Annotated in this window: 23 protein-coding genes; 5 read left to right on the forward strand and 18 right to left on the reverse strand. The window is 45.0% G+C overall.

The window, feature by feature from the left end:
- Positions 1–101: 101 nt before the first annotated feature.
- From RXV91_RS04825 to RXV91_RS04895, 15 genes are all read right to left on the reverse strand, one after another.
- Positions 102–797 (reverse strand): DivIVA domain-containing protein, encoded by a 696-nt coding sequence (locus RXV91_RS04825; RefSeq protein ID WP_021732114.1) that lies wholly within the window; start codon positions 795–797, stop codon positions 102–104.
- A 17-nt stretch (positions 798–814) separates the two neighbouring features.
- Positions 815–1,600 (reverse strand): RNA-binding protein, encoded by a 786-nt coding sequence (locus RXV91_RS04830; RefSeq protein WP_316438906.1) that lies wholly within the window; start codon positions 1,598–1,600, stop codon positions 815–817.
- 23 nt (positions 1,601–1,623) lie between these two features.
- On the reverse strand, positions 1,624–1,878 hold the full coding sequence (locus tag RXV91_RS04835; RefSeq protein WP_050584279.1) for a YggT family protein: 255 nt from the start codon (positions 1,876–1,878) through the stop codon (positions 1,624–1,626).
- 18 nt (positions 1,879–1,896) lie between these two features.
- A complete protein-coding gene (locus RXV91_RS04840) occupies positions 1,897–2,316 on the reverse strand; it encodes a cell division protein SepF (protein ID WP_021732117.1) in 420 nt (139 codons plus the stop codon).
- 23 nt (positions 2,317–2,339) lie between these two features.
- Positions 2,340–3,626, reverse strand: a complete 1,287-nt coding sequence (ftsZ, locus tag RXV91_RS04845; RefSeq protein WP_021732118.1) for a cell division protein FtsZ — start codon at positions 3,624–3,626, stop codon at positions 2,340–2,342.
- A 30-nt stretch (positions 3,627–3,656) separates the two neighbouring features.
- Positions 3,657–5,003: a cell division protein FtsA gene (gene ftsA, locus RXV91_RS04850; protein ID WP_316438907.1), complete on the reverse strand. Its 1,347-nt coding sequence runs from the start codon at positions 5,001–5,003 to the stop codon at positions 3,657–3,659.
- A 116-nt stretch (positions 5,004–5,119) separates the two neighbouring features.
- Positions 5,120–5,995: a cell division protein FtsQ/DivIB gene (locus RXV91_RS04855; RefSeq protein WP_316438908.1), complete on the reverse strand. Its 876-nt coding sequence runs from the start codon at positions 5,993–5,995 to the stop codon at positions 5,120–5,122.
- Between the two features lie 24 nt (positions 5,996–6,019).
- Positions 6,020–7,117, reverse strand: coding sequence for an undecaprenyldiphospho-muramoylpentapeptide beta-N-acetylglucosaminyltransferase (gene murG / locus RXV91_RS04860; RefSeq protein ID WP_316438909.1), 1,098 nt, complete (start codon positions 7,115–7,117; stop codon positions 6,020–6,022).
- Complete coding sequence (murD, locus tag RXV91_RS04865; protein ID WP_316438910.1) at positions 7,117–8,496, reverse strand: UDP-N-acetylmuramoyl-L-alanine--D-glutamate ligase; 1,380 nt, start codon at positions 8,494–8,496, stop codon at positions 7,117–7,119. Before murD ends, murG begins: the two co-directional genes overlap by 1 nt.
- Positions 8,497–8,802: 306 nt before the next feature.
- Positions 8,803–9,768 (reverse strand): phospho-N-acetylmuramoyl-pentapeptide-transferase, encoded by a 966-nt coding sequence (gene mraY, locus RXV91_RS04870; protein WP_316438911.1) that lies wholly within the window; start codon positions 9,766–9,768, stop codon positions 8,803–8,805.
- A 31-nt stretch (positions 9,769–9,799) separates the two neighbouring features.
- Positions 9,800–11,941: a penicillin-binding transpeptidase domain-containing protein gene (locus RXV91_RS04875; RefSeq protein ID WP_316438912.1), complete on the reverse strand. Its 2,142-nt coding sequence runs from the start codon at positions 11,939–11,941 to the stop codon at positions 9,800–9,802.
- Positions 11,938–12,324 (reverse strand): cell division protein FtsL, encoded by a 387-nt coding sequence (ftsL, locus tag RXV91_RS04880; RefSeq protein WP_316438913.1) that lies wholly within the window; start codon positions 12,322–12,324, stop codon positions 11,938–11,940. The genes RXV91_RS04875 and ftsL overlap by 4 nt, the downstream gene beginning before the upstream one ends.
- Positions 12,325–12,354: 30 nt before the next feature.
- Positions 12,355–13,314 carry a 16S rRNA (cytosine(1402)-N(4))-methyltransferase RsmH gene (gene rsmH / locus RXV91_RS04885; protein ID WP_316438915.1) on the reverse strand — a complete coding sequence of 320 codons (960 nt, stop codon included), beginning with the start codon at positions 13,312–13,314 and terminating at the stop codon, positions 12,355–12,357.
- A 31-nt stretch (positions 13,315–13,345) separates the two neighbouring features.
- On the reverse strand, positions 13,346–13,771 hold the full coding sequence (gene mraZ, locus RXV91_RS04890; protein WP_316438916.1) for a division/cell wall cluster transcriptional repressor MraZ: 426 nt from the start codon (positions 13,769–13,771) through the stop codon (positions 13,346–13,348).
- Positions 13,772–13,943: 172 nt separating this feature from the next.
- Positions 13,944–14,309, reverse strand: coding sequence for a DUF3397 domain-containing protein (locus tag RXV91_RS04895; protein WP_316438917.1), 366 nt, complete (start codon positions 14,307–14,309; stop codon positions 13,944–13,946).
- Between the two features lie 116 nt (positions 14,310–14,425).
- Here RXV91_RS04895 and RXV91_RS04900 point away from each other — a divergent pair, with 116 nt between their 5' ends.
- Together RXV91_RS04900 and RXV91_RS04905 are read left to right on the forward strand one after the other, a co-directional pair.
- Positions 14,426–15,385 (forward strand): magnesium transporter CorA family protein, encoded by a 960-nt coding sequence (locus RXV91_RS04900; RefSeq protein ID WP_316438919.1) that lies wholly within the window; start codon positions 14,426–14,428, stop codon positions 15,383–15,385.
- Between the two features lie 75 nt (positions 15,386–15,460).
- Positions 15,461–15,580 carry a DUF4044 domain-containing protein gene (locus RXV91_RS04905; protein ID WP_021732130.1) on the forward strand — a complete coding sequence of 40 codons (120 nt, stop codon included), beginning with the start codon at positions 15,461–15,463 and terminating at the stop codon, positions 15,578–15,580.
- A gap of 563 nt (positions 15,581–16,143) precedes the next feature.
- On the opposite strand, the gene RXV91_RS04910 is transcribed toward RXV91_RS04905, so the two are convergent.
- Positions 16,144–18,546, reverse strand: coding sequence for a DNA translocase FtsK (locus tag RXV91_RS04910; protein ID WP_316438920.1), 2,403 nt, complete (start codon positions 18,544–18,546; stop codon positions 16,144–16,146).
- Positions 18,547–18,659: 113 nt separating this feature from the next.
- Positions 18,660–19,172, reverse strand: coding sequence for a tRNA (cytidine(34)-2'-O)-methyltransferase (locus RXV91_RS04915; RefSeq protein ID WP_316438922.1), 513 nt, complete (start codon positions 19,170–19,172; stop codon positions 18,660–18,662).
- Between the two features lie 216 nt (positions 19,173–19,388).
- Here RXV91_RS04915 and RXV91_RS04920 point away from each other — a divergent pair, with 216 nt between their 5' ends.
- From RXV91_RS04920 to RXV91_RS04930, 3 genes are all read left to right on the forward strand, one after another.
- On the forward strand, positions 19,389–20,036 hold the full coding sequence (locus tag RXV91_RS04920) for an NAD(P)H-binding protein (RefSeq protein ID WP_316438923.1): 648 nt from the start codon (positions 19,389–19,391) through the stop codon (positions 20,034–20,036).
- A gap of 526 nt (positions 20,037–20,562) precedes the next feature.
- Entirely contained in the window at positions 20,563–21,912 is a 1,350-nt protein-coding gene (gene brnQ / locus RXV91_RS04925) for a branched-chain amino acid transport system II carrier protein (protein ID WP_316438924.1), read from the forward strand.
- Positions 21,913–22,010: 98 nt separating this feature from the next.
- Positions 22,011–22,274 carry a hypothetical protein gene (locus RXV91_RS04930; protein ID WP_316438926.1) on the forward strand — a complete coding sequence of 88 codons (264 nt, stop codon included), beginning with the start codon at positions 22,011–22,013 and terminating at the stop codon, positions 22,272–22,274.
- Here RXV91_RS04930 and RXV91_RS04935 read toward each other — a convergent pair.
- The gene (locus RXV91_RS04935) at positions 22,251–23,105 is read right to left on the reverse strand and encodes a methyltransferase domain-containing protein (protein WP_316438927.1); all 855 of its coding nucleotides are present in this window, start codon (positions 23,103–23,105) and stop codon (positions 22,251–22,253) included. The two genes, RXV91_RS04930 and RXV91_RS04935, sit on opposite strands and share 24 nt — an antisense overlap.
- Positions 23,106–23,227 lie beyond the last annotated feature (122 nt).

Consider the following 23,227-nt stretch of genomic DNA (forward strand, 5'->3'; position numbering starts at 1 on the left):
ACTACCTTTCCATTATCGGCAGCTCTCTGGACGTATTAGTTAACTGTTTGCTGTTCTCCTCAATACCTTAGTTTGCTTCAATTGTTCTGCTGATAACCTAATTAGTCATTAGTATTGTCATCAGGGAAAATAACCACCGTCTGCTGTTGGGCTTGATCGCCACCGTCTGCAACGGGTGTCTCACCACTCGTTGCTTCCGTAATTTCAACGGTTGCTTCTGAGTTTACGCTCGCATCACCTGAGTTGTCAAGGTTATCTTCCTTTAAAACGTGTTGAATTTCAGCATAATCAGCCGTATTCGTCTCACTAAGTAATTGATCCCAATCCTTGCTCTTAACCACTTCTAACTGCGATTCAAGCATCACTTGGAGACGCTGACGGAAGACCCGCGTTTGTTTCTTCAAATCATCAGTTTCAACGGATAACCGCTTAGCTTTTTGGGAAGCTTCATCAATCATTTGATTTGACTTGTCTGTCGCTTCACTCACAATATCAGACGCTTGCTTTTGTGCTTCACGAGTAATAATGTCGGCTTCCTTCTTAGAGTTCGTCTTCACTTTATCCGCAGCTTCTTGGGCAACCAAGATGGATTGATTTAAGGAGTCCTTCAATTCGTTAAAATATTTCAACTTGCCTTCACTTGCATCCAGCCGCTCTTGGAGGTCCTTATTTTGCTTCAAGGTAATTTGATAATCTTTAATAATTTGTTCAAGAAAATCATTGACCTCGTCAATATTGTAACCACGTAGTTTCGTTGAAAACTCTTTGTTATGAATGTCATCTGGACTTAACACCATTAGAATTCCTCCAATATCTATTTACTATGAATAAGATTTAACGTTACTCGCAACCGCGCTTTCTTAGTCTCACCGCTAATCTCGGCAAGCCGCACACGGCCATAATGATTCACACTCAGCATATCTAACAATGCTAATTCGTAATCCGCTTTCGGCAAGTCAGCCCAATTGAGCCGCACCTTGGCACCCTCAATTAATTCTTTAGCATGATGCCGCGACAAGTTGAACGCTGCTTTAATAATATTATCCGCTCGTAATGAACTGACCGTGGTCGTTATGGTTTCCCAATCATCTTCCGGCGTGACCACGTCGGTCAATGGGACTTCCGTTAGATGAACTTTTGTCTTACCGAAACGATCAATTTGATCACTAAAGTAGTTTGCCATTTCAGTCTCACACACAAACTGCCAGGTCTCACCATTAGTGACAATATCCCCAAAAACATCGCGTTCAACCCCGGAATTTGCCAACGTCCCCAAAATTTGACCATGCTTTAAAGTGGCAAACTTGACAGGGTAGACAATGTTAAACAGTGTGATTTGAAAATCGGCCACCTCAGGTTCATAGTACACCGGATAAAACAAGATCCGTTGCAACTCTGCCCCTTCAAAACCGCCAAATGCCCGCATGCGCACATCGTCCAATTGATTTGCCAGTGTTTGCGCAATATAAATCTGACGTGGGTTCAAGAATGCCGTTAGGATTGGGCGATACTGATCAGCGACTTGCCGTAGCCAACCAGTGACCTGTTCAATAAATGGGGCTTCACTATCGCGAAAATGCTGTTTTAAGTTATCATTCACGATACTATCCTCGTTATTTTAATTTAGTACATTATCAATGTTAAAAGATAAAACAAGCCACTTTCAGCTAATTGGAGCACTAATAGCGCAATAATCGGTGAAAAATCCAGTCCGGCAATTGCGGGAATGAAGCGTCGAAAAATACTGAGAAACGGTTCACAAATCTGACCTAAAAACTGGCCCACACGGGTATTATAAGCTCCCGGGAACCATGACATCAAAATGTAAACCACAATGGCTAATTGGTATAGTTGAAACAACCGACTAATAATCGTCACTAACAGGCCACTCACTCCTTATAATTTGCTAGTATCAAACTGACTCGTGGTACTTCCAGAGACTTCATAGTTTTCTGGAATGCAGAGAAAGATTTCATCACCGATTCGTTCAATTTCACCATTAATGGCGAACACCGTTCCGGTCAGAAAATCGACAATTCGCCGCGCCATTTCATCATCGACGTGATCAAAATTAACGATCACGGCTTGATTTTTAAGGAGCTGCGTGGCAATTTCTTTAACGTCCGAATAAATTTTAGGCTCGAACAAGGCAATTTTACTGTTCACTGACTTTCCCCCCTGCATGGGCACAACTTTCGGGGTACTACGGGTGTTGGTTGCTTGTTCAGTGGGCGCCGCTGCTTGTGAAGCGGTTGGCTCCTCATACTGACCGTCAGAATCACCAACCCCAAAAAAGTTACTAATGAATCCGGCCATCTGCTTACGCTCCCTTCACCGCTTTACTTGCGCCGACGTTTAAAGAATGGTGGGGTATCTAAAGAATCCCCATTGTTGTCATCCTTACTGTCATCAGTCTGTGAATTATCATTAAAAACATCAAAATCAGTCTTTTCAACGTTATTAAATTCCTGACCATTATTAACTGGCCGTGAATTATTAGGTTCACGTCGAATATCCCAGTTACCAAACGGATCATTCGCTTGTGATTCACTTGGTTGGGCGGCGGCTTCACTAGTTGCTGGTTGGTCGTTTGGAGTGGCAAACATGCCACCCCGTTGTTGACTAGCTTCACTGCGACTTGGTTGACTACCCATCTTGAGTTCCCGTTGCTTCTGGTCAATCCCAGTGGCAATCACTGTCACCCGCACTTCGTCCCCAAGGCTCTCGTCAATCGATGTCCCGAAGATAATATTAACATCCGTGGTTGCTGCTTGTGAGACAATGTCAGAAGCGGCTTGGGCTTCATACAAGGACATGTCAGGGCCACCCGTGATGTTCAGTAAGACTTGTTCAGCACCATCGATGGAAACTTCCAATAATGGTGAAGAAATTGCCTGCTTGGTCGCATCAGCCGTCCGGTTTTCGCCACTAGCAGAACCGATTCCCATCAGCGCAGAACCTTGATTTTGCATCACCGTCTTAACATCGGCAAAGTCCAAGTTAACGTAACCTGGTGACGTAATTAAATCAGAAATTCCTTGGACCCCTTGACGTAATACGTTGTCAGCTTCTTGGAAGGCTTCCATCATTGGCGTCTTCTTATCAACGATTTCAAGTAAGCGATTATTGGCAATGACGATCAACGTATCAACGTTGTCTTTCATCTGGGCGATTCCTTCAGCAGCATTGCGCGCTCGTTTCGGCCCTTCGAAGGTGAATGGTCGCGTCACAACGCCCACCGTCAAGGCACCGGAATCCTTCGCAATCTTGGCCACAACTGGGGCCGCACCGTTACCAGTACCGCCACCCATGCCGGCCGTTACAAAGACCATATCAGAACCCTGCAATGCTTCTGTCAACGCTTCTTCACTTTCCTGTGCCGCTTTTGAACCAACATCAGGATTAGAGCCAGCACCCAAGCCTCGGGTGAGCTTTGGCCCAAGCTGAATCTTAGTTTCAGCATTTGACGTCTGTAATGCTTGTACATCAGTGTTAGCGACAATAAATTCGACACCTTTAACGTCTTCAGCAATCATTCGGTTAACAGCGTTGCCACCACCACCGCCGACACCAATGACTTTAATATTAGCCCCTGAATTCTGGGTTGAATCTAAAGAAAATTCCATGTTTTTTCCTCCGTCATTTCTATCCGATTATTAATCAAAGAAGTGGTTAAAAAAGCCCTTGACCCGTTCAACCGTCCCCTTGCGATCTGGATCAGTCTGTTCCTGAGATGCTTGCGGTTCAGACTGTTTTTTAGTTGTTTGCTTAGGTTGTGGTACTGTTTGACTAGGTGTCGGCGTTGCGTCAGCAAATTCCAACGCCACACTAGCCCGCGTATCACCAGTTAACGCACTCTTAACAAGTAACGTTACTTCACTCAAGGCTGCTTGATATTTGATGACGGCCAACGCCTCATCAAACGACGGATGCCTCAAGCCCATTTGGTTAGGCGTGAAGACACGCACCCGCGTGCCAAACCGTTGGGCTGCCAAATCAGTGATTCCTGGCAACGCAGCCACCCCGCCAGTTAATACAATACCTCCAGGCAATTCAAGCGCCCGAATCTCATCTAAGTGCTGCTTGACCTTATCAAAGATTTGGTCCAAGCGAGCTTCAATGATTTCTGCTAAGTATTGCTCACTTATTTGCTCCGGTGTACTTTGCCCAACAACATCAACTGGGAAAAGTTCATCGTCCGAGGCCTGCTGAGCATCGGCATAGCCATAATCACGTTTTAACTTCTCGGCGTTCTCAATCGAGGTGTTCAAGACAACTGAGATATCCTTGGTAATATACTGGCCGCCTTCTTGATCAACGTAAGTATATTTGAGCTGGTGATCATGAATCACCGCCGCGGTCGTCTGACCACCACCCATATCAATGATGATCGAACCAAAATCCTGTTCACCATCATTGAGCACTAATGAACTCAGTGCTAAAGGTGCAATCACAATCTGTTCAATTTGTAGTCCGGCTTTTTCCAAAGCCTTGCGCGTATTATGAATGATTGTTTTTGGACCAGTGAACAGGGTACCATGCATTTCAAGCCGGACCCCGACCATGCCACGGGGATCCTTGATACCATCAAACCCATCGACAACAAATTCGTCAGGAATGACATCTAGAACTTCCCGTTCTGGTGGTAAACTCTGAACTAACGCTGCCGCCGCAACGTTTTGAACATCTTCATTATTAATTTCTTTTGATTCATCTGCCACGGCAATCATGCCACGACAGCGCTCAATTTTGACCAGGTTAGCAGGTACTCCTGCAATCACCTTTTTTATTTCGATACTTGCTTTTTCTTCAGCTTGGCGTACTGCTGATCGAATCGTTTCGGCCGCCTTATCAATATCGACGATAACGCCACGACTTAAACCATTAGAACGTGCGCTTCCCACACCAATAACGTTCATTTGCCCTTTAACACGTTCAGCAACAATGACTTTTATTGAGGTGGTCCCTATATCAAGTCCGACATAAATTCCTGAATTATCCATAATAGAGGAACCTCCTAGTATTTTACATAAATATTCAAGGATTCGCTGACATATCCAGTTAACCCCTAGTTTACCATATCCTAAGCGCTTTTAAAAAGGTGACACTTAGCATTCTATCAATTATTCTGATTCTTGAACGGATGGGAGTAAGCGCCCACTTCAAGATTAATAACACCCTTGCTCTTCATTTTCGCAACAATACCCGGATAATAGGCCATCTTATTAGCAAAAGTACTGATGGTTGCGTACACTTCATTACCATCGTTCATATAGAGATGAACCCGTTCGGGATTAGCTTTGTTCGGTGCAAACTTGATTTCAGAAATGTTATGTTTGACCGCTGATGGCAACTTAGCGTACTGGTTAATCATCGTCTTTAATCGTTGACCACTCTTAAAATTGGCATAAATGGGCGATCCACCACCAGGTTGCGAATAAGTTGCCTTTAAGATCAAGCCATTCTCTAAAATCCGACGATAATGCTGTCCTGACGACAAGTACCCTGCAATCCGAATTTCTTTAACTGTCACCCGAACACCATTGAGTCCCACCAACTTAGTCGTGACCTTGCCAATTTGTGGTTGCGATTGATTGGCACGCTTAGTTGTTCGCTGATCATGACCAATGACAGACCACAACGCCACCCCTGGGTTAATTTTGGTTGCCGTTTTAACCTGCGTCACCGACAACTGATTATTGCCTTGAACGGACACCGTTTGGACATGGCTCAGTGGTGAAACAAAGTACCCTGCCACCCCAGCACCAGCCAGAAAAATCCCCATCAATATCAAGACTCGCTTGAAAAGCAGTCGGCGACGTTGCGATTTAAGCTTCGGCAATTTATCACCAATTCGCAGTCGTTTTCCCGACCAACTATGACGACTTTTCTGTTCTGCCCGATGATTTTCAGCGGCATCACGTTGAAATCGCTCCCACGGTGTTAATTGCTCAGGGTGCTCACGATCCTTAGGCTTTTTATGAAAAATGGCCATCACACCCACCCTTTCACTCTAGTCTTAGTGTTTCTTGATCACCGTTTCCAAAACGTGCAATAATTGATCGGCTGCATCCGGCATACCTAACTTCTTAGCATTTGCCGCCATCGCTTCACGGTGGGTTGTGCTTTGTAACAACCTATCTAGTGCAGCCACTAAGCTAGCACCAGTCAGGTCGGCCTCCTTGATTAATTCAGCCGCCCCCGCATTCACAAGACTCTGAGCATTCTTAGTCTGATGATCATTGGTGACATATGGACTCGGTACTAGAATTGAAGGAATTCCCAAAGCCGTAATTTCCGCAATGCTAGTAGCACCAGCCCGACCAAGAATAACTGCCACTTCTGGTAAGATAGCAGGCATATTTTTGATGTATGGTTCGATTTTAACATTCGTAGCTAGTGCTGTCGCCGACAAGCCATTTCGAATCTTATCATAGTGCACTTGTCCAGTAACAAACAGGGTCTGGTAGTCTCGCTCATTTAGTTCGGGAATTGCCGCTACCGCCGCCGCATTAATACGAGCTGCCCCGCGACTACCGCCAAAAATCAATGCCGTTGGAATATCAGGATCCAATCCAAATTGTGCTAGTGCGCCTGTTTTTTTGATATTGGCCACTTGCTGAGCACGCGGGTTCCCAGTCATCACAACCTTTTGTGCTGGGAATTGTGACCGCGCACTTTCAAATGAAATCGCAATCTTATTCACGAAGCGGCTTAAAAACTTATTAGTAACCCCAACGACTGAATTCTGTTCGTGAATAACCGTTGGAATGTGCATCTGGCTCGCCGCAAACACAACTGCCCCACTGACATACCCTCCAGTTCCTACCACGACATCAGGCTTGAACGCCTTAATATATTTACGCGCGGTAACCACACTCTTTAAAAACAAATAAACTGTTTTAACGTTTTGCAATGACAATGACCGCTTGAACCCCTGAATCTTAATCGTCTTAAAATCAATTCCACGTTCAGGAACAATTCGACTTTCAAGCCCACGATGCGTCCCCACGAATTGAACCTGGGCTTCAGGATCATGCGCTTTCAGTGCATCAATCAAAGCTAGTGCAGGATAAATGTGCCCACCAGTTCCACCGCCAGAAATCATTAATCGCATTAGTTCTCTTCCGCCTTTCCAGTTAACTGCTCAATCGCTTTAATAAACCGATCACCCCGAACTTCAAAATTCGGGTACTGATCCCAGCTGGCACAAGCTGGTGATAACATGATAATATCACCGGCTTGGCTATGCTGCCATGCAATTGGCACAGCTGTCTCACAGTTATCCGTAAATTCAACATCTTGAATACCAGCCAAGCGTCCTGCATCCGCGACCTTTTCAGCCGTCTCACCAAAGACGATCAATGTCTTAACATGAGCCTTTAATGCCGGTGCGAGCTTTTCAAACGTGTTACCACGATCCAGACCACCGGCCAATAAAATAACAGGTTGGTCAAAGCCCTTCAATGCCATTTCAGTTGAAACGAGGTTGGTTGCCTTAGAATCATTGTAGAACTGTCGCTCTTGATACGTTTCAACGTACTGGGTCCGATGTCGAACTCCCGTAAAGGTCTTCAAGACCTGGACGATTCCCGCTGTTGGAACATCTTGTAATTTAGCAACGGCAATGGCCGCCAACGCATTTTCAACGTTATGATCGCCAGGAATCCGAATGTCGGTTGCATCCATAATATATTCATCTTTGAAATACAGCTTGCCAGCTTCCTCATAAGCCCCATCCTTGGTATTGGCTTGCCGTGAAAATGGGATAACCGTTGCTTTCGATTGAGTACTTAGTTGTCGCCATTCTTCAGTGTCCCAGTTGATGACCAAGTAGTCACTAGCTGTCTGGTTCATCGTAATGCGCATTTTGGCCTTAACGTAGTTCTCACGCGAACCATGATAATCCAAATGGGTCGAATAAATATTCGTAATAACCGCAATGTGCGGATGAAGCGTCCGAATACCACATAGCATAAAACTTGATAACTCTGTGACCATGGTATCGGCTGCCGTTGCTTTTTGGGCAACAGCTGAAGCCGGCACACCAATATTACCTGCTACGTAGGCCTTACCGGCAGCGGATCGTTGATTCAACATCATCGTAATCATGGTCGTCGTCGTAGTTTTACCGTTCGTCCCAGTAACCCCAATCAGTTCACCTGACAGAATTTGCGAAGCAAGCTCGACTTCAGTGATGACTGGAATCCCCTTTTCTTGGGCCCCACTAACGAGTGGATTTGAATATGGGATACCTGGATTCTTGACCACTACTTTAAAATCTTCATCTAGTAATGACAGTGGATGACCACCCGTGATGACTTTGATGCCGTCACTCAATAATTCTTGCGCATCCGGATTATCATCAAATTCCTTTTTATCATTAACGGTCACAAATGCGCCTAATTTGTGGAGCAACCGTGCGGCATTGACCCCGCTCTTTGCTAAACCAAGAACTAAAACTTTTTGGTTACGATACTGCTCAACCGACTTCATAAACCAAGATCTCCCTATAATGTTTGTAGATGGTGCCTAAATTAACTTGTTATGTGACCGATAACCTTGAATCCAGGTATCGGCTAATTATTCCTGATACGCCAGTGACTGTTTCCATGACATAATTTGCGGCAGACCCCGCAGCTATTCAATTATGCATAGCTACATTGACAGGAACCAGCACTATTCACTTTAACTTACTTACTTTCTGACCACCAATGGATAATTTGGATAAAGTCATACCGCAAAATACAATTATGTACAATCAACACGGGCAATGCCGTCCGCGTTAATTAAAATCTAGCTTTAGATAATGGTGGCAACGCTAATAACGGCGGCCACTAAACCAATCGACCAAAAGACAAGATCGATTTTCCATTCACTCCAACCCTTCATCTCAAAGTGATGGTGAATCGGGCTCATCAAAAAGATTCGCTTACCAGTCAATTTGAACGAAGCCACTTGTAACATGACTGAAGCCGTTTCAATCACAAAGATAATCCCAATCAATAAGAGTGACAATTCGTGATGCAATAAGATCGATACCGCGGCCAAAGCACCACCTAACGCTAGCGAACCCATGTCACCCATAAAAATCTTAGCAGGCTTGTGATTATAAACGAAGAATCCGACTAACGACCCCACCACCGCTAAACAAAACAACATGACATTATATTGATTTTGAGCGTAAGCAATGACGGCATACGCGCCAAAGGCAATCGTGGCTTGACCAGCAACTAATCCATCCAACCCATCCGTTAAGTTGACCGCATTTGAGAAGCCTACTAACCAGATAATAACGAATAGCATGTACCAAATTCCCATCGACCAATCACCCAAGCCCGGGATTCTAAGTGCCATTGGTAAATGTTCATGCTGATAAACTAAAGTTAAAATTACGGCGCCAATAATTTGCCCAAGTAATTTCTGCCATGCCTTCAAGCCTTCATTTTGTTTACGCCACAACTTGATACTATCATCCCAGAAGCCTAATGCCCCGTATAACACCAGGATAAACATTAAAATCCATGTGGTTGGTTGTAATTGATGTTGCCACCCACCGACCCACAGTGTGGTCATCAGAATCGCAATAATGAAGAGTAAGCCCCCCATAGTCGGTGTTCCTGATTTTTTTTCATGCCACGTGGGCCCTTCCTCACGAATCATTTGCCCCTCTTTGCGGGCACGAAAATACCGAATAAGTGACGGCATTAACGCAAACACAATAATAAAACCACTGATTAGGGTTGCACCCCACACTAATACACTCACAACAATTCTCCATTCTAAAACTTAATAAGGACTACTTCAGTGTCACACTAATTGACTGCTTTGCTTCAATCGGATTACCCGCCGTCACGCTCTGCGTCTTGACATAACCTGTCCCGCTAGTCGTGAGTTTAACGCCCGTTAACGTAGCAAAGTCTGCAACTTCACTGGCTGACCATCCGGATAAGTTTGGCATGTACATCTGACCATTGGTAACCAAAATAACCCGTTGACCACTTGAAACAACGGTGCTAGCAGAAACCGACTGCTTGACGACCCGACTACCTTTACCAACAACCACAACGTCTAGTCCCTGCTTCTTAGCAGTACGGTCAGCCGTGCTAGTTGATTTACCCGTTAAATCCTTCATTTTAACCGTCGTCGTTTTCGTCTCGCTCGCTTTTTGCTCTTCCAACGCCCGCTTCATCACGGTGTCAAAGATGTCTCCCATATCATCTTCAGCCAAACTGCCGTTAAGCGTTGGTTGTTTCATTGTGATATACATAATGTACTTTGGATTCTCCGCTGGTGCCATTCCCACAACGGAGTACAAGTAGGTATTGTCACCCTGCTCATAAGTACTCCCGTTACTAACTTGCGCTGTCCCAGTCTTAGCAGCGATCCGGTACCCTCTGATCTTATACGCCGACCCGGTCCCGTATGATTTATAGACAACATCTTGCATGTGATCCAGAACTTGGCTAGCCGTCTTCGAACTAATTGGCTGACTAACGACCTTCTTCTTAGCTGTATAAACCGTCTTATTGGTATTAGGATTGGTAATTTTAGAAATAAAGTACGGCTGTATCATCTTACCATGATTAGCAATTGCTGTGAATCCACGTAACATTTGCATGGCTGTCACCTGAATCCCTTGACCAAAAGCCGTGTCCGCCTGTTCGATGGGATACGTGAATTGAATGGATCCGCTTTGCTCACTGTCAAGACCACTATTAGTACTTTCACGTAGTCCGAAGCGTTTAATGTACTTCAACCACGTCTTAGCCCCCATTGTCTGTTCAAGGTGGGCCATGGCCGTATTACTTGAAAGGGCAAATCCCTTGGCGTAAGTGATATTGCCCCAACCATTTGTATTCCAATCGGGAACAGTATTATTGCCAATCTTATACTCGCCAGTCGGCACGGTCACGTTAGCATTGTACTTACCACTGTCGATTGCCGCAGCCATCGTGAAAACCTTCATTGTTGATCCCGGTTCATAAGTATCTTCAACCAACAAGTTACGCCACATCTTAGATAGTCCCGACTTAGTCTGCGCATTAAATGTTGGTCGTTGCGTTGTGGCCAAAATTGCTCCCGTCTTGGCATTCATCAACGTTGCTGTCATTGATTTAGGTGAAACTTTAGCATTCACTTGTGAAACCTTGGTTTCAAGTAATGTCTGTAACTTACTATCCAGGGTGGTATAAATATTATCACCATCCTTGACCTTTTTACCAGTCTCAGTGCTACCTTGATATCCGCTCTTCGTAATCGTCTTACGGCCATCGGTCCCCGATAATTGCTTGTTAAAAGCCAGTTCAATTCCCATCGAACCCGTCAGCCGAGTTTGATCAGTATTCTTTTGACTTTTAGACGTCGTTAGCCCCACCAAGTGGGAGGCAAACATCCCATTCGGATACAGCCGGGCTTCAGATTCAATAAAATGAAGGCCAGTTACATTTTGCGCGTCAATTTTCTCCTTGGTTGTCAATGAAATATTCTTACCGGCAGTGCCAAATTCGATTTGGAACTTACCCGCACCCTTTTGTAACGTTGCGAGGGCTTTCTTGTAACTGATTGGTAAATACTTCGACAACACTTGGGCGGCCTTCACATTATTTTTAACATACAGAGCCTTACCACTAGCACTTTGTTGATTCTTCGCCATAATCGCATAAAGCGTATAAGTACTCGTGTCTTCAGCAATCGGGTCGCCATTGGCCGTATAAATGGTGCCACGCTTGGCCGTAATCGTCTGATCTTCCGTATATAATTTCTTAGTGGCCTCGACCAGATTGACCCCGTTAACGTGGCGCACAATCGCGATATATGAAAAACGAATGATCAAAACACCAAAGACGGCAATCGCACCAAAAAATAGCCATTGGCCAAAAATTCTACGATTTTGTTTTGGTGACCGTTTCGAAGTCATTCGTTGTTTGTTCTTATTCATTTGTAAACATTCCTTATGCTACCGTTGTTGAGTGATAGCCCGTACTGCTTAGCAATTTTATTTAACCGGCTTCGACTTGAAAGTTCACTAATTTCCTGTGCGGCCGATGTATTTTTCGCCTGCACTTTAGTTACTTTTGTCTGTACCGTTTGTAACTGACTTTGTGCGTTACCAGACGTAATGTTCGTTGAAACTAACATAATGGCTAAACCAAAAACCACCAAACTCAGGCCAACACACAATACTTTCTCAAACATTGAAAATGCGACCCGTTGCGTCTTAATAGACGGGTTGGGGGTCACAACGGTTTTAGTTTTATGTACCGGGGTGGTTGCGCCAGGAGTCTGCTGTGGCAACTCCCGCGCTAATCCATTTTGGGCCATTTTAATCACTCCTTTAATTATTCCTGAATATTATTTATTCATTAACTTTAATCGTTCGATAGCACGTAACTTCGCGCTGCGAGCACGACGATTAGCTTCAATCTCTGCATCACTAGGCACGACTGGTTTACGACTGACCAATCGGTAATCCGGCTGCATCTCAGCCGGAATAACTGGTAAACCAGGTGGTAACTCCGGTAAATCGCTGTGTTCTTTAAAAATTGTCTTCACTAATCGATCTTCTAACGATTGGAACGTAATCACGCTAACCCGCCCATGGACATCGATTAGATCAATTGCTTGCTCAAGGGAAGTTTCGAGAACCCCTAGCTCATTATTGACTGCAATTCGAATCGCTTGGAAAACCCGTTTCGCTGGATGTCCACCAGTTCGCCGGGCTCGAGCAGGAATAGCATTCTTAATGATTTCGACCAACTGACCAGTCGTGATAATCGGTTGTACCGCTCGTTCACGTTCAATTAGTCGCGCAACTTGCTTAGAAAACTTCTCCTCACCATAACGATAAAAGATTCGAACAAGATCCGCATATGACCAAGTATTAACGACCGTTTGCGCCGTTAGCGCTTGACTTTGATCCATCCGCATATCCAGTGGGGCATCGTGTTGATACGAAAAACCCCGGGTAGCGTCATCAAATTGTGGCGACGAAACCCCGAGGTCATAAACCACACCATCGACGTGTTCAATCCCACGGGCATTTAATTCGGTTTTCAAGTTTGCAAAGTTACTTTTAATGAACGTGACCTGACCGCGTTCAAGATAAGGTGCTAAATTACTTTGATTATAATCAATAGCCGTTTGATCCTGATCAAAACTAAACAGATGGCCCTCAGGACCTAACTGTTGCAAGATTTCTCGTGAATGACCACCGCCACCTAACGTACAATCCACGTAGACACCATCCGGCCGGACGTTTAACGCGGCGATTGCTTCATGTAAGAGTACCGTTGTGTGTTCAAATGTTGCCACGCGTGCGCCCCCTTCCTAATTATTATTTTTTCTAAAAATCAATTAAATTTTCTGCAAGCTCATCGAAGTTCGCTTCAGTTTCCGTCTCAAACTGTTGCCATTGCTCAGCACCCCAGATTTCAAACCGATCAGAAACGCCAACGATCACACATTGCTTTTCCAACTTCGCATATTGCCTCAACGTGGCAGGAATCATCACCCGCCCCTGCTTATCTAACTCACATTCGGCGGCCGCAGCATAGAAAAACCGGACAAACGCCCGCGCATCTTTACGCGTCAATGGTAAATCGTCCAACTGCGCCTGTAGTGTCGCCCAACGTTCAGCAGGATAGCCAAAAATACAACCATCCATACCACGCGTTATCACAAATGACGCTCCCAACAACTCACGAAACTTGGCAGGAATGATTAACCGCCCTTTTGCATCTAAAGCATGTTCAAATTCTCCAAAAAACATCTTAGACGCCACGGCCAATCAACCCCTTTCATTAAACATAATTCCAGTCTACCACACCCCCCCACTTCCTACCACACCGTTTTGTTACTTTTCCAAATTGTTAACAAAATATCAAAAAAATCCCCACCTAACGTTAGTTTCGTTAGGTGGGGCTTCGTGGGGAGCTTTTTATTTACGATAGCAAGAAATGACTAGCTAATGCCAAAATATACACGATAAGCGTCAACAGTTCTGCCCCCCGCCAATAGAGCTTAAAGAAGCGCCAATACAGGATTTCTCCTCGTTCAGCGGCTTCAATGAGCGTTAGTCCAATCCCCAAAATCATCAAGGATAACACCTCATAAGGTGCCAGCGAACTATCCGTTGCTTGCAGTGTCAAAAAGTGGGTAAAAACAATTAAAAGTGGTGGCCAAAAATCTAACAACCTTAAACCATGTGGCCAAACGCGGTGCGCAACCCGTTTGATACCTAAAATGATCATTGAAATTGCAGCCAGGAAAACCAGCTGCCCATACCAAGTGGTCCATAACTCTCGCATATGTGTGTTTGCCTCCCCATTAGTGTCGGGTTAAATTATAGAGATTATCCTTACACTTTTCAATCATCTGCGACAGCCCTATAATAAACATAAACTGATAATTGGAGGGATAACCGTTGTTACAATATTTCACAACTGGCAAAAATGGTCTCCTGACCACACCCGACGACCATCACGACCAGCCTTACTGGATCAATGCCGAACAACCAACCCCTGCCGAAATTGACCAACTGGTGACACAATTTGAGCTACCTAAAGATTACTTAACGGCCATACTAGATGATGCGGAAATCTCCCGAACAGAACAGTTAACCACAACACAGTCTGGTCAGCCGATTTTAATCGTCATGCAGTATCCCAAATTAACGACAAGCGACTTAGGCTATTTAGAATTTCAAGTCTATCCCTTCGCTTTGATTTTAGTAGATGACGTTGTGCTCACCGTCAGCAACTATCCGGCCAGTTTCATCCAAGATTTTGTGATGGACCCGGCGTCTTCCAAATTAAGTCTGGACAACCACGAAAACTTTGTTCTAGCTGTCATGTGGTATATCGAACACAGTTTTGTGACCGCGCTTGAACTAATCAACCACCGGACAACAACATTGGAAAGTCGCTTAAACCAAGCCACCCACAATGTGGAACTCTTTCGGATCATGGCTTATCAAAAATCATTAATTCGCTTCATGGCTGCCCTTAATCAGAATGCGCCGACACTAGACGCAGTTGAGAATTCAGTCACCCATTTTAATGCGCCCCACCACCAATCGCTCACGAATGACATTAAGATCGAGACCCAACAAGCAACTGATATGGCCGATACAACTAACCAAATTCTCCAACAGTATAGTCAGTTAGTTGGTTCAGTCATTTCCAACAACTTAAATGATGTGATGAAATTCTTAACTTCACTCACCATGGTCCTAACGATTCCAACGATTATCGGCGGTATTTATGGTATGAACGTCAAGTTACCTGGCGCCAGTCTTGTTCATGCTTTTACTTGGCTTATGCTCGGCACGATTATTCTCTGCATTATTAGCATTGAATATTTACGAAATCATGACTATTTTTAATTTCAATTGAAAAAAACCTGATTCCACGTTAAACTATGAAAGAATTACTCGTAAAGTGTGGTGCATACAAACATAATGAAGAAGAAATCAACTTTTCAAAAAATTACAATGATTGTTATCTGGTTAATGATCATTTCAACCATTGGCTCATTGGTGCTGACTGCCTTATCCGGCTTAGGTTTACTCACCTTCTAGGCCCATACCATGATAATTTTAAGACTCACAAAAAAGTCAGTTACGGTTGCTAATCACAATCGCAACTGACTTTTTGGTTATCATTAATAAATATTGTTCTACTTTGCCATTCGGGCGGCTGACCGAAACGTATTCTGTGCCACTGAAACCTTTGCCGGCTACGTCAATGGACTAATGCCAAGACTACACTACTCCGTTGGCTAGCCCACGCACAAGTTTAAGACTGGAGGGGCTGGGTGACAATGCTCAGGGCGAAGTTCTGCTTGTCTGGGTGATTTTTTGGGTTAGAAGAAGGACTCGTATTTGAAATTGCGCAGTGGGCTTCTGCATGAGTTCAAATCGATGTCCGCCCTGATCCAGCAATTGTCACCCAGCCCCGAAAGTCAGCATAAGAGGTGTCACTACTGTCAAACAGCAACCTAATTAACGGCATGTTTTAACCATGATTTCTATTAAACAACAACTAGCACGATGCGTCACAAGCGACACTAAAAAAGCTTCCAATATGTTAAGACTAAGTACACTAACACATTTGGAAGCCTATTTGTTTGTATCGTCATTCATTACACACGATGTTCGACATCGTCGCCTGGAGCTGGCGCCTCATCGGCTGACTTTTGACGATAAACTTTGCGTGGTTTACTTCCTTCAGAAGGTCCAACCACACCGCGTTCCTCCATTTCATCGACAATCCGCGCCGCCCGATTATATCCGATTCGAAAACGCCGTTGCAACATGGAGACGCTGGCCGACTGCTGGTCAGTCACCAACTCAACAGCTTCAGCATAATACTCGTCTTCGCCATCGCGTGGATCACCACTACCACCGGCATCAGTCTCGTCATCTTTGACCAACATACTATCATCGTAATCAGCCGTCTGCTGTGCTTTGATAAAATTGACAACTTCTTCAACATCATGGTCAGAAATATAAGCGCCTTGAACCCGCAATGGCTTATTCATTCCCATTGGCTGGTAAAGCATATCCCCACGTCCAAGTAGCTTTTCGGCACCATTACTATCAATGATCGTCCGAGAATCCGTGCCACTGGAAACGGCAAATGCCATACGTGATGGCACGTTGGCCTTAATCAACCCAGTAATAACATCTACCGATGGTCGTTGTGTGGCTAAGATCATATGAATTCCGGCTGCACGGGCCATCTGTCCCAAGCGGATGATTGCATCTTCAACCTCACTTGAAGTAACCATCATTAAATCGGCTAATTCATCAACAACCACCACGATATACGGTAAGACGGGTCGATTTTGTCCATCCGCTGCATTTTGTTGGCGAATATACTGATTATATCCCTGCATATTGCGCTGCTTAGAATCAGCAAATAATTCATAACGCCGTTCCATTTCAGCAACCACCTTGTGCAACGCCCGTGCGGCCTTCTTCGGCTCAGTTACCACGGGCGTCAGCAAATGCGGAATACCATTGTAGACTCCTAATTCGACCTTTTTAGGATCAATCAACATGAACTTAACTTGACTTGGTTTCGTGTTCATCAATAGCCCCGTAATCATCACGTTAATGGCTACTGACTTACCACTCCCCGTTGAACCGGCAATCAGTAAGTGCGGCATTTTAGACAAATCTGCAACGACTAAATTACCAGAAACATCGCGGCCCAACGGTACTGCCAGCGGTTTCGTTGGATGCGCTGGTTGGGCTTCAACGATATCCCGAAACGACACTGTTGAAATTTGCTTATTTGGCACTTCGATTCCAATCAAGGATTTACCAGGAATTGGAGCTTCAATTCGTAAATCTTTTGCGGCCAGGGCCAACGCCAAATCATCAGCCAAATTAACGACCTTACTGACCTTAACACCGACTGCTGGATGTAATTCATACTTCGTTACGGACGGCCCTAAACTGACGTTTTTCACTTCAACCTGAACGCCAAAGCTCGCCAGTGTAGTGGTCAACTTTTGTGAGTTGCTTTCAATTGTTGCATATTCAGCACTCTGATCCGTTTTCGGAATTTTCGTCAATAATGTCGATTCTGGCAATTGATAGTCCGCATCATCCATCACTTCAGTACCTTGTAATTCCTGTTCATGCTCTAGTGTGGCCATCGAAGGCGCTGATTTAGCTGGTGGCTCATCACGATCACTGGCCACCGTAATATTCAAATCCGCTGATGAATTCGTCGTTGCACTAGTTGCCGAAACAGGCTTGGCGGTTGCACTGGTGGCTTCGGCAGAAACTGCTGATTGCGGTTCTGCTGGGGTTGCCTGCGGTTCAGGTTTGGTTGCCGCTTGGTTGGCGCGCACTTGTTGGTGAACACGCCAGCGCGCCACTTGAACCCGTACCACGTGGGCAAGGTGTTCATAGCCCGCGCGCAACTGTTGCCCCAACTGTATCAGTCCCTGACGTAACACTTGCATGGTCTTGTGAAATGGCAAGTTAAAGGTGATGTACACGCTAGCAATCATCAAAATCAGTGCGATCAAGATAGTCCCAACATTGGCTAACATTGGATACGTAATACTGTACCCAGCAGCACCAACTAAACCACCACCAAGATTACTGGCCATGCCGCCCTTGCTAAGATCATTTTTGATCAGGTTCCAAGTAATCTGCCAGAAATCAGTATGGCGGTTTAATTGATTAAACATTGGGATCTCTAATAACAATAAGTAACTGAAGAAAAACAAGTTACCACCGACCCACCACCGCCAAGTCAGCCGTGGCCAACGACCAAAAATCATTAAGTAACCCATTACGAGTAATGTTAAGCCCGCAAAAATCTGGTAGGCATTACCAGCAATGGCTCGGAAAAGCTCTGCAAATACCATGCCCACTAATCCAACTTTCAACAAGGCTAGTACTGTAATCAGTAATCCTATCAGGCCAATGACATTCCCAGTCATCTGTCGCTTAGCCGCAACCGTCGGCTTCTTCTTACGCGTCGAGGTTCGGCGCTTTTTCGTTGTTGCTTGTCTACGCGCCACGCTTCGTTCATCCTTTCTCAATTAGTCCTATCTTTATTATAACAAACTCAAGTTCCCCCGTCCCCCATCAAAAAACGCACCCTAACGTTTAGCGCTAGTGCACGTTTTGCTGGTTACTTCAACTTATCATTTTCATAGTGGTGTGACCGTTCAAGGTTCGGAAATTGTTGTTGGCGTAAGGCCTCATAAATCACGATGGCAGCGGAATTCGATAAATTCAGGGCCCGAATATGTGAATCATCTTGGGGGATTCGAATCGCTTTTTCTGGATACTGGCGCATAAAGGGTTCTGGTAAACCAGTCGTTTCCTTACCAAATAAAAAGTAATGATCCTTACTGGTGTCACTGTAATCAACATCCGCATAATCATGCTCGGCAAACTTGGACACTAAGTACAGCTGATCTAAATTAGGAATACTAGCTAAAAAGTCTTGCAAGTCAGCGTGATAAGTAATATCCACACTATCCCAATAGTCCAAGCCAGCCCGTTTTAGGTGCTTATCATCAATTTTGAAACCCAATGGTTCAATTAAATGCAAGGCCGTATCCGTTCCGGCACAGGTCCGGGCAATATTACCAGTATTAGCCGGCATTAACGGTTCAAATAACGCAATGTGATTTGTCAAAATAATCGTCCTCATTCATATTAGTCTCTGTGCCATGTTGATTCATAGCAATCTTATTAATCATACCATGTCTCCGACCCAACAGCGAATTTTGAAATTAAAAAAACGCATTGTTCGCATTCTTAACTAATCTTTCCTATACTAATCACCGTACGCCTTACAATTAGTACTGACAATTCATCTAAACAATTGATATAAACCGAGGAGGAATCATCTATGAAAATTATGATTATTGGGGCAACCGGTATGGCCGGGTCAGCCATCACCAAACTAGCACTTGACCGTGGGCACACCGTTGTAGCCATCGGGCGCTCCGAAACAAAACTAGCTACCCTGCCGGCCAACCCTAACTTACAGACCAAGGCCCAAGATGCGTTTGACCTAACATTATCCGAATTACAAACGGTTGATGTGGTCGTGGATGCCATGGCCACTAGTCCGGACAAAGCTTATCGACACGTGGACCTCGCAACTAAGCTTATCGCGCAACTTCGTGAACAGCAACGACCACGCCTCGTCTTTATTCTAGGTGCTGGTAGTTTAACCACTGGCGATGATCAGCACCTCTTCGTACACGACATCGAAAGTAATCCGGCTAACGCTGCCTTTGTCGCCATTCCGCAAAATCAATTGGCCGAACTGACTTTCTTACGGACGGTCACCAACGTCGATTGGGTGGGCATCTCCCCAGCCGCAACCTTCACGACTGGTCCCGCCACTCCGGTTCAGTACGGTCAAGATACGTTGCTAACGAACGCTGATGGTGAATCAGTGACCAATAGTGGGACGATGGCGGTCGCCGTTTTAGACGAGCTTGAAGCACCTCAACATCATCAGGAACGGTTCACAGTCGCCAACCAGTAATGCTCGCCATGTAGTTAGCATACCAGCGGCTTCACTAAGGTGACTTAATTGTGTCAACTTAGACAGCCTGTGTGAATTTAGCATATAACTCCCAGAGAGTGGAACAACAGGTGGTCTGCTCGCAAGCATTAACGTCAATTCGGCGCTCATTCCCGGGCTTGGAATAGTCACCAAATTTGGATTAAGCGGAACAAACCACCTTTTGGCGCACGTTTCGACAATATTGGCAGAAAAATTGTGTTCGGTTTCTTGAGAAGCAGTCTTTTCTCAAGCAACTGAACACTTTTAGTTTTATCTCAATCTCCTTTTAGGCAATTACTCGTGACGCTTGGTGCCAGTGCTCGGCCTTTAGACTTGCTAATGACAACGTCAACGCGTACTAACTAATTAATTCTGATTGATAAAAAAATGCTGAGCACAGCTTAATCTGAGCATCAACGCTAGTTTGGGCCCTCACCGACCTTTAATTAATTCTTCACCAAAGCATGCTAAAATATTGCCATGATTATTTGAAAGTGGGGATACCATGCATAACCGTTTATCAGGGCGGAATTTGCTCTTCATTGGCACCATGTTATTTGGACTCTTTTTTGGTGCTGGTAACTTGATTTTTCCAATTTTTCTGGGCCAGCAAGCCGGCCAACACGTTGGTGCGGCCATTATCGGACTATTGATCACCGGGATTGGACTTCCATTACTAGGCGTGATCGGCATGGGGCTGACGCGCAGTCAGGGCGTATTTGACCTAGCCACTAATGTCAACCGCCCTTACGCCTATGTTTTCACCGTACTACTATACTTTACTCTCGGCCCACTATTTGCAATGCCGAGGTTAGCAACCACCGCCTTTCAGATTGGCTTGGCTCCCTTTTTGACCGCCAAGTCACAATCCGGGGTTTTATTGGTCTTCTCAATCGCCTTTTTCGTGGTCACCTGGCTGCTCGCTCGTAATCCAGGCAAGATTATGACTTACGTTGGCAAGTGGCTCACCCCCCTCTTTTTACTATTATTAGGGGTCTTAATACTCGTAGCCCTCATCAAACCACTGGGAACACTGAACGTTGCCGCTAGTGGAGCCTATATCAAACATCCAATTCTAACTGGATTCACTGAAGGTTACAATACAATGGATGCACTAGCTTCGTTAGCCTTTGGCATCGTCGTCATCGATGCGATTCGTGACCTCGGTGTGCGCGATCCAGGCCAAATCGCAACTGACACGATCAAGGCCGGCCTGATCAGTATGAGTCTAATGGCCGTCATCTATGGCTTGCTAGCGATTATGGGGACCATGAGCTTAGGCCGGTTTGCCCCAGCTGAAAACGGGGGCATTACGTTAGCTCAAATTGCCGATGCCTACTTTGGCCGATTCGGTAACGTCTTACTGGCTTTAATTGTTATTATCGCTTGTTTAAAAACTGCTATCGGTCTCACCTCAGCTTTCGGTGATACGTTGCATGGCATGTTTCCTAAGATTTCCTATCATTGGCTAATCACGCTTGCTTGTCTCATTCCAGCCATTCTTGCCAATGTTGGGCTAACTGAAATGATTACTTATTCAACCCCAGTGCTGATGTTTCTTTACCCGCTCGCCATTGTGTTAATCCTACTGGCCGTATTAGCCCCTTGGCTTGGGATGTCCCGGTGGCTATACGGAATGACAACTGCCTGGACCATGATTCCGGCCAGTCTAGCTGGAATTAACGCCATGCCATCCGCTTGGTTGCAAGCGTCCTGGTTGCAAGCCTTGCTTCACCTCAACGCCTGGTTACCACTTGCCAGTCTAGGTCTAGGCTGGAGTGTACCCGCACTAATTGGGTTCATCTTAGGTTGGCTAATCAGTCGCAAGCAGCAAACAACTTCAAGTTTACATTAATCGTTCAATACACAAAGGCCCACCGTCAGTCTTACTTGACTGATCTGGAGGGCCTTTTAAGCTGCTTCACCGGCAAACGGATTAACAACGATTTATCCATGATCTGCGTTATTGCTTACCAAGATATTATCAGCACGATTCTCGTTAAAATTGCTATTCACAAATTACTGACACCTTTTGAAAATACAAAAAAACGTAGTATTTCGGTGTGGGCACGGCGAAACGCTACGTTAATGAAGTACAACTCGGTAGTCACCAACGACATGTCGATGTTAACTGCCAAACGATTTCTCAAAGGTTATCTTAACACCGGCATTTCAATCATGCAAGCACCTATGTTAACCTTTTTGCATCGTCAGTAAACTCACATCAACCGTAATCTTAGTTAGTCCTTGCTGTTTAGCAATTGTCAATTGTTCAGCATCCGCCCCCCAGTGCAGTGGCGTCATTACTAATAAGTCGTTAAAATCAATGTCATCAAGTGCAACCTGATATTGAATTCGTTGCCGCTTAGCAGCTGGGTAATGCTGAGCAAATAGATCTAACACGCGTTGATTATCATACTGATATTGTCGATCAGTTGGTTTAAACAGTAGGTGGCGCAGTTCAACTAAATATTCAGGATTAGGCACAATCTTCAGTAACTGTCCACCGGGGACTAGTACCCGTTCAAACTCTTGGTAAGCGGATGGCGAGAAAACGTCCATAATAGCCGTAAACGCCCCATCAGTAAAAGGCAACTGGGCCAAATCTGCCACACAATAATAAGCGGATGTTGTCAATTGGGTGGCTAAGTTAACCCCGTCTTTACTAATATCAAAGCCAATCCCAACATCAGCAGGATTAGCATGTAATGTCAGCAAGTCAGCTAACGGCGTCCCTTCACCACTACCAATATCTAAGATTCGTTGCGCCGTTTTTGGTAATGCCGCATTAATGGCCTGAACAATCGGGCCAAAAAAACCAGCTTGCAAAACACGGCGGCGGGCCGCTAACATATTGGCATCATATTCACTAGCAACCTGATGCGTCAAAAAATACAACGTCCCTTTTTTAGAAAAATCCACTTGATGCCCATTGGGACAGCATAAGCTGTGGCCGTCAATTGTCACATATGCTTGGTTACAAACTAAGCACCGAAAGCGGCCAATGTTTGACTGAACAAACTGGATGCCGCGGTCAATTTTTTTCACAGGTGTCACCTTGCCTTGGTTAATTTTATCATCAGCCGTCCCCTATCAATCCGATGTTTTTGCGCTTCTCTGAGACTAAGAATTCGCCACTACAACATCATATAAAGGACGTGTGTTCAATC

This window comes from Lactiplantibacillus sp. DA1, from assembly GCF_032681335.1.
Classification (GTDB): Bacteria; Bacillota; Bacilli; order Lactobacillales; family Lactobacillaceae; genus Lactiplantibacillus.